9 protein-coding genes are annotated in these 13,767 nt (G+C 70.4%); 3 read left to right on the top strand and 6 right to left on the bottom strand.

Annotation, left to right across the window (positions count from 1 at the left end; all coding sequences use genetic code 11):
* Nucleotides 1-58 precede the first annotated feature (58 nt).
* Both LIU39_RS03070 and LIU39_RS03065 read left to right on the top strand, forming a co-directional pair.
* A complete protein-coding gene (locus LIU39_RS03070) occupies nucleotides 59-646 on the top strand; it encodes a TetR/AcrR family transcriptional regulator (protein WP_227044262.1) in 588 nt (195 codons plus the stop codon).
* Nucleotides 647-1,028: 382 nt separating this feature from the next.
* Nucleotides 1,029-1,550, top strand: coding sequence for a TerD family protein (locus LIU39_RS03065; protein WP_227044260.1), 522 nt, complete (start codon nucleotides 1,029-1,031; stop codon nucleotides 1,548-1,550).
* A 467-nt stretch (nucleotides 1,551-2,017) separates the two neighbouring features.
* On the opposite strand, the gene LIU39_RS03060 is transcribed toward LIU39_RS03065, so the two are convergent.
* Together LIU39_RS03060 and nrdR are read right to left on the bottom strand one after the other, a co-directional pair.
* Entirely contained in the window at nucleotides 2,018-4,891 is a 2,874-nt protein-coding gene (locus tag LIU39_RS03060; protein WP_227044258.1) for a vitamin B12-dependent ribonucleotide reductase, read from the bottom strand.
* Nucleotides 4,892-5,016: 125 nt separating this feature from the next.
* Nucleotides 5,017-5,553 carry a transcriptional regulator NrdR gene (nrdR, locus tag LIU39_RS03055; RefSeq protein WP_227044256.1) on the bottom strand — a complete coding sequence of 179 codons (537 nt, stop codon included), beginning with the start codon at nucleotides 5,551-5,553 and terminating at the stop codon, nucleotides 5,017-5,019.
* A 551-nt stretch (nucleotides 5,554-6,104) separates the two neighbouring features.
* On the opposite strand from nrdR, the gene lexA reads away from it, so the two are divergent.
* Nucleotides 6,105-6,905 carry a transcriptional repressor LexA gene (lexA, locus tag LIU39_RS03050; protein ID WP_227044253.1) on the top strand — a complete coding sequence of 267 codons (801 nt, stop codon included), beginning with the start codon at nucleotides 6,105-6,107 and terminating at the stop codon, nucleotides 6,903-6,905.
* A gap of 122 nt (nucleotides 6,906-7,027) precedes the next feature.
* On the opposite strand, the gene LIU39_RS03045 is transcribed toward lexA, so the two are convergent.
* From LIU39_RS03045 to LIU39_RS03030, 4 genes are all read right to left on the bottom strand, one after another.
* Nucleotides 7,028-8,995, bottom strand: a complete 1,968-nt coding sequence (locus LIU39_RS03045) for an ATP-dependent DNA helicase (protein WP_227044251.1) — start codon at nucleotides 8,993-8,995, stop codon at nucleotides 7,028-7,030.
* Between the two features lie 41 nt (nucleotides 8,996-9,036).
* On the bottom strand, nucleotides 9,037-10,833 hold the full coding sequence (locus LIU39_RS03040; protein WP_227044249.1) for an IucA/IucC family protein: 1,797 nt from the start codon (nucleotides 10,831-10,833) through the stop codon (nucleotides 9,037-9,039).
* 275 nt (nucleotides 10,834-11,108) lie between these two features.
* Nucleotides 11,109-11,810 carry a GNAT family N-acetyltransferase gene (locus LIU39_RS03035; RefSeq protein ID WP_372463793.1) on the bottom strand — a complete coding sequence of 234 codons (702 nt, stop codon included), beginning with the start codon at nucleotides 11,808-11,810 and terminating at the stop codon, nucleotides 11,109-11,111.
* 206 nt (nucleotides 11,811-12,016) lie between these two features.
* Nucleotides 12,017-13,767: IucA/IucC family protein (locus LIU39_RS03030; RefSeq protein ID WP_227044247.1), on the bottom strand; the 1,751-nt coding region annotated here is incomplete at its 5' end.

Raw genomic sequence — 13,767 nt, 5'->3', positions numbered from 1 at the left:
ATAGGCGTCGTAGCCTTGCCTCCGATACGAACGCATCGAATAAAGCGGAGTGCATGCCATGCCCAAACTGGTGGACCACGAGAGCCGCCGCCGCCGGATCGCCGACGCCGTCTGCCGGCTCGCCGAGGAGAGCGGCCTGGAAGGCGTCACCCTCCGGGACGTCGCGGCCCGCGCCGAGGTCTCCATGGGAGCGGTCCAGCGCTGCTTCCGCACCAAGGACGAGATGCTGACCTTCGCCCTGCGGCATATCGGTGAACGGATCTCCGCACGGGTTTCGGCGCGCCTCGTCCAGTCCCCCGCCCAGTCGGCCCGTACGGCACTGGGGCACGCCACGTCGGAGCTCTCGCTGCTCCGGGAGGAGCACCGGGCCGAGGCCCGCGTCTGGCTGGCGTTCCTCGCGCAGGCGGCCGTCAGCCGCCCCCTGGCCGAGATCCTGCGGGCCAACTACACCGGCCTTCAAGAGGTGTTCACGCAGCTCGTCGCCGAGGCCACGCCCGACTGCGACCCGGCCCTGGAGGCCCGCACGCTGCTCGCACTCGTCGACGGCCTCACCACCCACGTCCTGATCGACCACATCTCGCCCGCCGCCGCGCTGGATGTACTGGACCATCACCTCCGCCGCCTGTGGGGCGAACCGGCCGGCTGAGGAGCCCGAAGGCCCTACGGAGAGCCCCGGTTTCCCGGCCGCCTCCCGGGAGCCCGCGACCGCCCGCACCGGACACCGCAACGAGTGGAGCGACGCCCGGAAGAGGCAATGCAATCAGGCCATCTCTCATGCCCAACCCGGTTTTCCACAAGTGCAGTTCACCCCGCCGCGATCCCCCTCCGACATGGCACCATGGAAGGTCAACGGGGCGTCCTGGCGAGTGGTTCGCACGAGCACGGGCGAGCGGTCTCTCCAGGGGCTCCGCGGCTGCCCGTCGGCCGGCCGGGACCGTACCCCCGATCACCGACCGGCCGGCAGCCGGCCGCGCGCGGAGCCGTTCCGCGCGCCCCGGTTCGACGGAACGCGAAGGAAGGGAAGCCCGGTGAGCACGCTCAACAAAGGGATCGAGAAGGCCGAGGTCACACTGAAGTGGGATCCCAGCCCCCTCGGCGAGCCGGACAACGACCTCGACATCATCGCCGCGACGTACGAGGCGAACACGCCTCCTGGCGAGCCGTGCTACCTGGTCCACTTCGACAGCCGGTCCCCCGACGGGACGATCACCCTCAACCGTGACAGCCGCACGGGCCAGGGTTTCGGCTCCGACGAGGTCATGACCCTGGAGCTGGACCGGCTGGCCGACAGCTACCAGCGGGTCGTGGTGGGGGTCGCGATCCAACAGGGCGGCGGCCGCAAGACGTTCGGCGACATAGACAACACCGAAGTGGAGATCCACGAGGGCTACAACGCCCTTGCCGAGAACGACTTCTCCACGGTCGCGGCGTCAACTGCCGCAGTCGTGGCCGAATTCGCCCGGGATGAGGAGGGCGAATGGCGCTTCCGTGCCGCTGTCCGCGGATTTGACGCCGACCCCAACGAATTCGCCGCACTCATGGGCAGCTGACCGGGCCACCGAGTGAAAGGCCACGTCCGGCTAAGAGTCTCCGGGCGTGGCCATCGTGCCGTATCCCCATGCGCCCACGCCGAGGGGATCCGGCTCTCAGGGAAAAAACCTCGGGACGCCGGGGCAGATCGCCTTTCCCGGCAGACGCTATTCCTCAGATCCCGGCCAACGATTCCCCCAGCCGCGACCCTGACAAGCCCACAGTGACCGAGCATCGATCGGTCCCGTGCCGGACCGGCCATCGGCCAACTCGCCGAGGAGCGCGGAGTCCGAGCGAAGTGCGCGCCCAGAAGGAGCGGCACATTCTTGCCGACCGAGCGCCGGCGCTCAGGTATCTCCGGAAGCCGCCGACGGCAGTGCGGGAATCGAAGAGGGGACCGGCCGTCGGCCGGTCCCCTCGTGATCTGCTGATCAGCTACGTCCGCGGGCTACGTCGGATGATGCACCCGGCGCAGTTCCGCGCATTTTCAGCTGCACCCGCTGGTGGATCCGCAGCCCTCGCACAGGTAGCAGCTGCCCGCCCGCTGCATCTTCGTGCCGCAGGAGAAGCAGAGCGGGGCGTCCGCGTTGATGCCGAGCTGCATTTCGACCAGTTCGGCGTTGGTGTGCGCCTGCCTCGGCGCCGGAGCCGCGGTCTCCTCGACGATCTCGGCCGCCGGAGCGGCCTTCGGGGCCTCGGTCTGGCGCGGTGCGGACTGCGCCAGGGACTCCACGTCGACCTCGTCGGACGGCTCGTACGAGCCGGTGTCCAGGTGACGCTGGCGCTCCTCGACGGAGTGGATGCCGAGCGCCGAGCGGGTCTCGAAGGGCAGGAAGTCCAGCGCCAGGCGGCGGAAGATGTAGTCGACGATCGACTGCGCCATCCGCACGTCCGGGTCGTCGGTCATGCCGGCCGGCTCGAAGCGCATGTTGGTGAACTTCGAGACGTAGGTCTCCAGCGGCACGCCGTACTGGAGGCCCACCGAGACCGCGATGGAGAAGGCGTCCATCATGCCCGCGAGGGTCGAACCCTGCTTGGACATCTTCAGGAAGACCTCGCCCAGACCGTCGTCCGGGTAGGAGTTGGCGGTCATGTAGCCCTCGGCGCCACCCACCGTGAAGGAGGTGGTGATGCCGGGACGGCCCTTGGGGAGACGCTTGCGGACCGGACGGTACTCGACGACCTTTTCGGTCGCCGGCTCCGGGGCCTCGGCCTTCGGCTCTTCCTTCTTCTTGGCCGACAGCGGCTGGCCGACCTTGCAGTTGTCGCGGTAGATCGCGAGCGCCTTCAGGCCGAGCTTCCAGCCCTCGAAGTAGACCTCCTCGATCTCCTCGACGGTGGCCGTCTCCGGGACGTTGACCGTCTTGGAGATCGCACCGGAGAGGAAGGGCTGCGCCGCGGCCATCATGCGGACGTGGCCCATCGCGGAGATCGAACGGGCGCCCATGGCGCAGTCGAAGACCTCGTAGTGCTCCGGCTTGAGGGCCGGCGCGTCGACGACGTTGCCGTGGTCGGCGATGTGCGCGACGATCGCCTCGACCTGCTCGGGCTGGTAGCCGAGCCGCTTGAGCGCCTTGGGGACCGTGTTGTTCACGATCTGCATGGAGCCGCCGCCGACCAGCTTCTTGAACTTGACCAGGGCCAGGTCGGGCTCGACGCCAGTGGTGTCGCAGTCCATCATCAGGCCGATGGTGCCGGTCGGTGCGAGCACCGAAGCCTGCGCGTTGCGGAAACCGTTCTTCTCGCCCAGGCGCAGCACGTCCTGCCATGCCTCGGTGGCCGCGGCCCAGACCGTGGTGTCCAGGTCGTCGGCGCGCACCGCGGCACCGTTGGCGTCGGAGTGCTGCTTCATGACGCGCTTGTGGGCGTCCGCGTTACGGGCGTAGCCGTCGTACGGGCCGACGACCGCGGCCAGTTCGGCGGAGCGCTTGTAGGAGGTGCCGGTCATCAGGGAGGTGATGGCACCGGCCAGCGCGCGGCCGCCGTCCGAGTCGTAGGCGTGGCCGGTGGCCATCAGCAGGGCGCCGAGGTTGGCGTAGCCGATGCCCAGCTGGCGGTAGGCGCGGGTGGTCTCGCCGATCTTCTCGGTGGGGAAGTCCGCGAAGCAGATGGAGATGTCCATCGCGGTGATGACCAGCTCGACGACCTTGGCGAAGCGCTCGGCGTCGAACGACTGGTTGCCCTTGTCGTCATCGCGCAGGAACTTCATGAGGTTGAGCGAGGCGAGGTTGCACGAGGAGTTGTCCAGGTGCATGTACTCGCTGCAGGGGTTGGACGCGGTGATCCGGCCCGACTCCGGCGAGGTGTGCCAGTGGTTGATGGTGTCGTCGTACTGGATGCCGGGGTCGGCGCACGCCCAGGCCGCCTCCGCCATCTTGCGGAACAGGCCCTTGGCGTCGACCTCTTCGATGACCTCGCCGGTCATCCGGCCGCGCAGGCCGAACTTCGATCCGGACTCGACGGCCTTCATGAACTCGTCGTTCACACGGACCGAGTTGTTGGCGTTCTGGTACTGGACGGACGTGATGTCGTCGCCGCCCAGGTCCATGTCGAAGCCGGCGTCGCGCAGCGCGCGGACCTTCTCCTCTTCCTTCACCTTGGTCTCGATGAAGGCTTCGACGTCGGGGTGGTCGACGTCGAGGACGACCATCTTGGCCGCGCGGCGGGTGGCGCCGCCCGACTTGATGGTGCCGGCGGACGCGTCGGCGCCGCGCATGAAGGAGACCGGGCCGGACGCGTTGCCGCCGGAGGAGAGCAGCTCCTTGGAGGAGCGGATGCGGGAGAGGTTCAGGCCGGCGCCCGAGCCGCCCTTGAAGATCATCCCCTCTTCCTTGTACCAGTCCAGGATCGACTCCATGGAGTCGTCGACGGACAGGATGAAGCAGGCGCTGACCTGCTGCGGCTGCGCGGTGCCGACGTTGAACCACACCGGCGAGTTGAAGCTGAAGACCTGGTGGAGCAGCGCATACGCCAGCTCGTGTTCAAAGATCTCGGCGTCCGCCGGGGAGGCGAAGTAGCCGTTGTCCTCGCCCGCCTTGCGGTACGTCTTGACCACGCGGTCGATGAGCTGCTTGAGGCTCGCCTCACGGGTCGGCGAACCCACCGCGCCGCGGAAGTACTTGCTCGTGACGATGTTGACCGCGTTCACCGACCAGAAGTCGGGGAACTCGACGCCACGCTGCTCGAAGTTGACCGAGCCGTCGCGCCAGTTGGTCATGACGACGTCACGACGCGCCCACTCCACCTCGTCGTACGGATGCACGCCGGGGGTGGTGTGGATGCGCTCGATGCGCAGACCCTTGCTCGCCTTGCTGCCCTTTGCGCGGGAGCCGCGTGCCGGGCCGCTCGTCGTCTCTGTCATTCCGCCTCCCTGTACGGGCAAAAACGCCCATATGTGCGCACTTCTTCCCGTGGCACGGTGTATGTCTGTCTGATTCCGGCGCACGCCTGCGCGTGCCCCGGTCAGGTTCTGGATGCGCGCCGAGCTCAGTCGGCGGCGATGGCGGGCTCGGGCACAGGGACGGCTGGGCCGTCGGCCGCACCGTCCGTCCCGCAGCCCCGCTCGGGCGGTCCCTGCTCGCGCTGCTCCCGCAGCTCGGCGATGGCCGCCTCGAAGTCCTCAAGCGAATCGAAGGCCCGGTACACGGACGCGAAACGCAGGTACGCGACGAGGTCGAGTTCCCGCAGCGGGCCCAGTATGGCGAGCCCGACGTCATGGGTGGACAGCTCGGCGCTGCCGGTGGCGCGTACCGCCTCCTCGACCCGCTGGCCGAGCTTGGCGAGGGCGTCCTCGGTGACCGGGCGACCCTGGCACGCCTTGCGCACTCCCGCGATGACCTTGCTGCGACTGAAGGGCTCGGTTACCCCGCTGCGCTTGATCACCGTCAGGGACGCCGTTTCGATGGTGGTGAAACGGCGGGAGCAGTCGGGGCACTGACGCCGCCGCCGGATCGACGTGCCGTCGTCGGTGGTGCGGCTGTCGACGACCCGGCTGTCTGGGTGCCTGCAGAAGGGGCAGTGCATGGCTCCACCCTCCTCACCCTCGGAAACGGACGTACGCCACCGGACTCCGCGTACGACTGAATGGCCTCCGGACGGCCCCTACGGGCCCTTCGGCGCAGCCACCAGCATAGGCGATCCCTGGGGCCGAGAAGGACCAGGCACCACAACTTGTAGGCGGTTGTCGCCATCAAAGCACTAGATGTGGTGTCGGGCCGCTTATAACCGCCTACCGCGTGTCGCGGTGCGGGCGGGCCGTGGAGGTCGCCCACGAGAGTACGGGAACCCACCCGGACGGCGGGCCGCAGGGGCAGAACTGGCAGAATCGACCACGGCACGGCCGGACGGCAGGTGCGCCGATCGCGCAGCCACGGAACACCTGGCCGGAAAGGGAAGTGCCGAGCGGAAGGCGACCCGCACAGGGGCGGAACGCCGTTCGAACACATCGGCTATACACCCAGCCACTCGATCGAGTCAGCTAATCGGCAAATTTTCACTCGAACGTGTGTTTGGCGCAACCTTTCGAAAGCAACTACCGTTGGCTAACTAGGGAGCACATTCCGAGAGGGGCCGACGTGACCACCACCGCAGACAGCGCGACCATCACCGCACAGAGCCACTCCCAGAGCCGGTTCGAGAATCCTCAGACGGCACGGAGCAGGCCGATGGACGACGCCACGTTGGACTCCGACGAGCAGAAGCCCACGCGCTCGCTGCCAGGACGCCCGCCAGGAATCCGGGCCGACAGCTCCGGGCTCACGGACCGCCAGCGCCGGGTGATCGAAGTCATCAGGGACTCGGTCCAGCGTCGCGGCTATCCGCCGTCGATGCGGGAGATCGGCCAGGCCGTGGGGCTGTCCAGCACCTCGTCCGTGGCCCACCAGCTGATGGCCCTGGAGCGCAAGGGCTTCCTGCGCCGCGACCCGCACCGCCCCAGGGCGTACGAGGTCCGCGGTTCGGACCAGACCACCAGTGCGGCCACGGAGACGGCAGGCAAGCCCGCGGCCTCCTATGTCCCGCTCGTCGGCCGGATCGCCGCCGGTGGTCCGATCCTGGCCGAGGAATCGGTCGAGGACGTCTTCCCGCTCCCCCGCCAGCTGGTCGGCGACGGCGAGCTGTTCGTGCTCAAGGTCGTCGGCGACTCCATGATCGAGGCCGCGATCTGCGACGGCGACTGGGTCACCGTCCGCCGCCAGCCCGTCGCCGAGAACGGCGACATCGTCGCGGCGATGCTGGACGGCGAAGCCACCGTCAAGCGCTTCAAGCGCGAGGACGGTCATGTGTGGCTGCTCCCCCACAACTCCGCCTACCAGCCGATTCCGGGCGACGAGGCCACCATCCTCGGCAAGGTGGTGGCGGTGCTGCGGCGGGTCTGACCACGCCCTCACGACCGAGCCCCGGGACCACTGCGCCGGTTCCGGGGCTCTGTGCCGCCCGCAGCCGATCCGACCGCTCCCCGGCAGCCCACCCGGCTGCTGCGCTCTCGCTACTCCGCCTCCTACTCCTGCTTCTTTGCCGCTGCATCAATCGCCGCGAGTGACCTGCGGACCTGATTGCGGTCGGTGGTGTACCAGAACAGCGGCATCGACTTGCGGAGGAAGGAGCCGTAGCGGGCCCGTTCCAGACGGGGGTCCAGGACGGCGACGACGCCGCGGTCGCCCGTGGCACGCACCAGACGGCCCGCGCCCTGGGCCATCAGCAGCGCCGCATGGGTCGCGGCGACCGCCATGAAGCCGTTGCCGCCGGCCTCTTCCACCGCCTTCTGCCGGGCGCTCATCAAGGGATCGTCCGGACGCGGGAACGGCACCCGGTCCATGACCACCAGCTGGCAGTTCGGGCCCGGCACATCCACGCCCTGCCACAGGGACAAGGTGCCGAACAGGCAGGTCCTGGCGTCCTCGGCGAACGTGCGGATCAGCTCACCCAGGGTTTCTTCGCCCTGGAGGAGAACCGGCACATCGAGGCGGCCGCGCATCGCCTCCGCCGCGGCCTGCGCCCCGCGCATCGAGGAGAACAGCCCCAGCGTCCGGCCACCGGCCGCCTCGATCAGCTCCGCCAGCTCATCGAGCATGTCGCCCCGGCTGCCCTCCCTGCCGGGCTGGGCGAGATGCTTGGCGACGTAGAGGATGCCCTGCTTTCCGTAGTCGAACGGCGATCCGACGTCCAGGCCCTTCCAGACCGGGACGTCCTCGCCCTCCGTGCCCTCGGGGGACAGTCCCATGGACGCGCCGACGCCGTTGAAGTCGCCGCCCAATTTGAGGGTGGCGGAGGTCAGCACCACCGAGCGGTCGGTGAAGAGCTTCTCGCGCAGCAGCCCCGAGACCGACAGGGGTGCCACGCGCAGGGACGCGCCGAAGCGGTCATGGCGCTCATACCAGACCACGTCCCACTCGGAGCCGTTCGCGATCCGCTCGGCGACGGCGTGGACGTTCTCCACCGAGGCGAGGGCCTGCTTGCGGACCGCGTCCTCGTCCTGGACGTTCTTGTCGCGGGTGGAGCCGAGGGCGGAGATGACCGTACGGGCCGCATCCCGCAGCGCCATGAGGCAGTAGCCGAGGTCCTCGGGGATCTCTTCGAGGCGGCCGGGCAGGGCCAGCTCCATCAGCCGCTCGAAGGTCTCCGACGCGGTCTGCAGCTGGTCGGCGGCCTTTTCGTTGACGAGCTTGGCGGCCCGACGGACGGCGCGGTTGACCTGGCCCGGGGTGAGCTCGCCGGTGGCCACGCCGGTGACCCGGGAGACCAGCTCATGGGCCTCGTCGATGATCAGGACTTCGTGCTGCGGCAGGACCGGGGCGCCCTCGATGGCGTCGATCGCGAGCAGCGCGTGATTGGTGACGACGACATCGGCGAGCTTGGCGCGCTCCCTGGCCGCCTCGGCGAAGCACTCCGCGCCGTACGCGCACTTCGAGGCGCCCAGGCACTCCCGCGAGGAGACCGACACCTGGCCCCAGGCGCGGTCGGAGACCCCGGGGGTGAGGGCGTCGCGGTCGCCGGTCTCGGTCTCGTCCGCCCAGTCGCGCAGCCGCAGCAGGTCCTTGCCGAGCTTGCTGGTCGGGGTCGCCGATTCGAACGGGTCGAAGAGCGCCTCCTCCTCTTCCTGCGGCACGCCTTCGCGCAGGCGGTGCAGGCAGAGGTAGTTGGAGCGGCCCTTGAGCATGGCGAAATCGGGGCGGCGGCGCAGCTGCGGGTGCAGGGCATCGACCGTGCGCGGAAGATCGCGCTCGACGAGCTGGCGTTGCAGCGCGAGGGTGGCCGTGGCGACCACCACGCGCTCGCCGTGGGCCAGCGCCGGCACCAGATAGCCGAGGGACTTTCCGGTGCCGGTACCGGCCTGCACGAGCAGGTGGGCCTGGTGGTCAACGGCCTCGGCGACGGCCTCGGCCATCGCCACCTGGCCTGGGCGCTCGGTGCCGCCGACGGCGGTGACGGCGGCATGGAGCAGATCGGGGAGGGAGGGCTTCGTCATAGCGTGGCAAGCCTACGCGGGACCACTGACAGCCGGCCCGGTCACGGCGCGTGCAGGGGGTTGGGCACGGTCCCGTGCACGGTGGCATGGGGGCGCGCGGCGCGGTCGCGGTAGCCGTCGGTGTGCAGACGGTTGCGGTTCAGACACAGCCGGTCGATCCGGGGAGTGAGCAGGTCGAAGGTCGCGTGGCGCTCCTTGAGCTGCGGGAAGCGGCTGTGGTGGCGCAGGATCTCCGCCCGTACGAGTGACCAGAATTCCCCTTCGGGGACGCCCAGTTGGTCCTCGCAGAGCGGCGCAAGGTAGCGGAAGACGCCGATGAACAGGCCGGAGTGGATGAACTGGGTGAGGAAGGCGGGCGGTTCGGTGAGCAGCACCTCCCGGACGTCGTCCGGCATCGAGGCGTGCTCCGGGAGGGGCGTCGCGCTGGTGTTGACGTCGTCGACGAAGTCCTTGACCGCGAGGCGGACGGGGATGTCGTGCGCGTCGAAGACGACGATGGCGTTCTCGCCGTGCGGGGAGAAGACCGTGCCGTAGCGGTAGAGGAAGTGCAGGAGCGGCGGCAGCAGGGCGGCGAACAGGTGGTGGAGCCAGACCTGCGGGGGCAGGCCGGAGCGCCGCACCAGTTCGGTGGTCAGGGCGCGCCCCTGGGGGTCGGTCTGGAGCAACGAGGCCAGGGTGCGGGCGCGTTCGCCGGGGTCGAGGTGGTGGGTGAGCGGCTCGCGCCAGATACAGCCGAGGAGTTCCTTGAACTGATAGGGGACGCCGGGCATCCGGTCGTAGAGGGGGTGTTCGACGGTGACCGACGCGGTTTCGCCTAGGAGGATCACCCGGGTCTCGTCGCGCAGGTACGGGTCGTTGTCGCGGAGTTCCTGGACCCAGGCGGTGACGGCGGGGGCCGCGAGAGTGCGCTCGGTGGGCAGGCCGCGCCAGACGAGCGTGTTGAGGATCGACAGCGGCAGTTTGACCGTACGGGCCTGCGGGCGGCTGAGGTTGAGGAAGGTGCGGATCGACTGCTGCGGGAGTCTGAGGTCGTTGTCAGTGGGCAGCGCGATGATGGATCTGTCGGCGAGTTGCGGCGCGAAGAGCGGGGCGATGGTCTCGTCCCACTGCCAGGGATGGACGGGGAGGTAGAGGTAGTCGGCGGGGTCGCGGCCTTCGGCGGCGACGGTGCGGGCGTAGCTGTCGAGAAGGGCGGGGGTGAGCTCTTCTCCGTAGAGACGATCGGGGGTGGCCAGTGCGGGGATGCCGCGGTAGCGCGCGAGGTCGCGGTGTGCGGCGATCCAGGGCAGCCGGTGCGGGGTGCGGGCCTCGGGGGCCCACTGCGCGGCGTCGGCTGCGGAGAATCCGAGCCGGCCCTTGTTGGCGACGAGCCAGGGGTGGCCGGTCTGGTGGCCTTCGAGTGCGGCGTAGTCGAGGTCGGCCAGGCCGGCGGCGCTCAGTGCCGTGGTGTCGAGCCGGGTGTCGGCGGCGAGGGTGGCGGTCACCTCGCGGATGAGGTGGCCGGTGGTGTCGCCCGGCAGGTCCAGGATCGTGTCGTGGGCGCGGGCCAGGAAGTGCAGGGGGTCGCCGTCGGGAGTGAGCGATGCGGGGTCGATGCGCCAGTGTCCGTAGGCGCCGCGGCGGGCGGTGAAGCGGTAGACGAGGTCGGCGGTGACGGGCAGCCGGTAGTGCGCGGCGCCGTCGGATTCCGGTCCGTCCGGGGCGGTGCCGTCGGAGGCCGTGCCGTCGGGCTCGGGGCTGATGATCTCTTCGTACGCGAACTCCGCCAGGGTTTTGGCGAGCAGGCGTCGCGCGGCGTGCTGCCAGGCGCTGTGCGAGGGCTGGGGCTCAGGAGACAAGGCGGGACTCCTCGAAGCGGGACCGCACCGGCACGGGCGGGGGACAGCCGGGGGTCACCGGGTGGTGGATAGATGGGTGGTGCGTGGCTGGACGGATGGATGCGACGAGTGTGACCCGGGGTGCCGGGCCGGATGCGGGAAGTGGCCGGATTCGGAGGGCGAGACGCATCGGGGAAGGCGTGACAGGGGGTGAGGGATGTGACAGGTCGGCCGGAAGGGATCGGATGGACAGGGGCCGGGAAGGGGAGCGGGGCCGTCGATGGACGGCCCCGGCGTCAGAGCAGGTGGCGATGGACGCGGTCGCGGATCATCAAGGCGGCGCGTTTGTCGGGCAGTTCGAGTTCGTCCGCGTAGCGGAACCCGGCGGTCAGGAAGGCGGCGACGGAAGGGGTGTTGCGCAGGTCGGGTTCGGCGACGACGCGTCCGCACCGCGGGCGGTGATCGAGGACGAGGTCGGCGGTGGCGCGCAGCAGGGTCGTACCGAGGCCGCGTCCCCGGTCGCGTGCCCCGCCGATGAGGAGGTGGATGCCGGTGTCGTGCGGACGGGCCGGGTAGTGACGGGCGAGCGGATCGAGGTCGGCGCGGTAGATCTCCCAGTAGCTCATCGGGACGCCGGCCAGGACACCGAGGCAGGGGACGCTGCGTCCGTCGCCTTCGCACTGGGCGCGCAGGTGGGCGGCGGTCGTCGCGCTGGGTCCTGCCAGCTCCCAGAAGGCGGCGACTGCCGGATCGTTCATCCAGGCCGCGATCCGTGCGAGATCCCGTTCCAGGTCGACGGGGACGAGCGCGAACGGCCCGGCCGGAGTGTCGGCGGGTGCCCAGTCGGCCAGGCCGTCGAGGAGCGGGCCGGCAACGGGTGTGCCGGAGGCCCGCCGCGGACGGACACCCTCGTCCTGCAACGCGCCGGGGCCGGGCGGCAGTTGCAGGTCGAGGGTGTCATCGGAGTCGGATCTGGTGCCGGATTCGGTGGGTGGCACGGCGACGCTCTCCTCTCGTGGCCCCGGGGTACGCGGGTCGGCGCGGTCCGGGGCCGGGTCAGGGCGGACGAAGACCTGGGGTCTCCCCCAGGGCTCGTCAGGTTCCCCCTGTCCGCCCGGAGGCTGGGCGGAAGTTCGCCGATACCACCTGTTTGAGTGAGTCCGCAGCCGTCGTGGCGCCCCCACGGCGACGCACCGGACTCGCCCTAGGAGACCAGCGGGTTGGGCAGTGCCAGGTAGACGGATTGGGTGTCGACAGGGCCGACGAGTTCGTCCAGGCCCTGCAGCCGGGTCGCGAGGTTGGCCTTGCAGCGCAGGGTGCGGGACGTCAACAGGTGCTCCGGCAGGGGGGAACGGTGCTCGGCGGGTGCGGCGGCGGCCTCGACGAGGAAGCGCCGGAAGGCGGCGAGCAGGATTTCCTCGCGGATCAGGTCCTCCGCGCCGAACGCCCCGATGAGGCCGAAGACGTTGTTGATGCCGAGGTAGTAGGCGAAGCGTTCGTCGGTGACGTCGTCGGGGACGAAGGTGTCGCTGACCGCGCCGATGCCGGGCAGCCGCGCGGTGAGTGCCGTGCGCCGGGATTCGCGGAAGTAGTAGCCCTGGTTGTCGCGGTACCGGCCGCCGGCGGGCCAGCCGTCCGGATCGAGCAGCACGAGGGTGTTCTGCTGGTGGGCCTCCAGCGCGACGCCTGCCGTGCCGTCGAGCCACAGGACGGGGCGTACGACCGCTTCGAGGTAACGGAGGAACCACTCGGTGGCGACGGCGCCCGGTGTGCGGCCGGTCCGTGCGCTGAGTGCGGTGACGAGCACGGCGAGCCGGGAGCGCATGCCGGGCCGGCCGGGCCAGGGGCGGGGCGAGGTGAGCCCGGCGATGCAGACCGCGTCGTCGGCGGTGGTGAAGGGGTTGTGGCGGATGACGGCGTCCAGACCCTGGACGGGTTCGCCGTCGGGGCCGTCGACGGCGAGGTAGGCGGGGTCGCGGACGATGTCGAAGCCAGGGTGGGCGGCCTGCCAGAGTTCGGCGAGGCCGGTGCGCAACAGGCGGTGCACTTCCACGCCGCGCTGGAGTTCCTTACGGAGGTTCTCCCGGCGGGAGTTGGTGATGCGCAGGCCGAGGGAGAGCTTGAGCATGGCGTCGGCGCCGGGGCGGTAGACGGTGCGGACGGAGGAGGTGGGGTACCACAGCGGTCCGCCGGGGCCCAGGTCGTGCAGCTGTCCCCGGTCGATGAGGGCCGCGACGTCGGGGCGGGCGGCAAGTTCCCTGGCCTGCCAGGGGTGCAGCGGCAGCGGGACGGTGTCCTCGGGAAGCGGGTGGCAGCCGTCGGCGAGGCCGAGGGCGAGCTGTTCGACCGTGACGGGTTTGCCGCGTTCGGTCCAGGCGGAGTCGGCGGCGAGGGCCGAGCGGTGCACGGCCATCCAGTGGAGGGGGAAGGCGCCGCGCAGTTCGGGTGAGTAGGCGCGGGTCTCGGCGTCGGTGAGGCCCTCGCGGCTCTTGGGGGTGGGGTGCAGGGGGTGGCCGAGGAGCAGGGCCTGTTCCCCTTCGAGGAAGAGCGCGCTCTGGTCGTCCGCGGGGTGGGCGCGCCGGTCGGCGAGGAAGACGGCGGTGCTGCGGACGGAGTTGGCGACCCGGCCGACCAGTTCGGCGCCGTCGCCCTCGGCTCCGGGCCGGGCGGCGCCGTGCACGGCTTCGCGCCGGAGCAGGGCGGCGAGGGTGACGGCGTCCAGGGGTGCGGCGTCGGCGGGGGCGCCCTCCAGGATGGGGGCGCCGAGGCGGTGCCAGCCGGTGGGCGACCAGTAGCGGACGGGGATGTGCAGGGCGGTGGCGCTGGCGTGCAGGGGGATGCGCAGCCGGCCGCCGGCCGGGCGGTGGCCGCCGCTCTCGCGGATCCAGCAGCGCAGCAGGTTCTCGATGCCGGCGGCGTCGGCGGCGACGGCGGGGTCCGGGTGGTCGAGGGGGT

The sequence above is a fragment of the Streptomyces pinistramenti genome, assembly GCF_020564935.1.
Lineage (GTDB): Bacteria > Actinomycetota > Actinomycetes > Streptomycetales > Streptomycetaceae > Streptomyces > Streptomyces pinistramenti.
The sequence above is the reverse complement of the archived record's forward strand: the minus strand, read 5'-3'. Positions and strand labels throughout refer to the sequence as shown.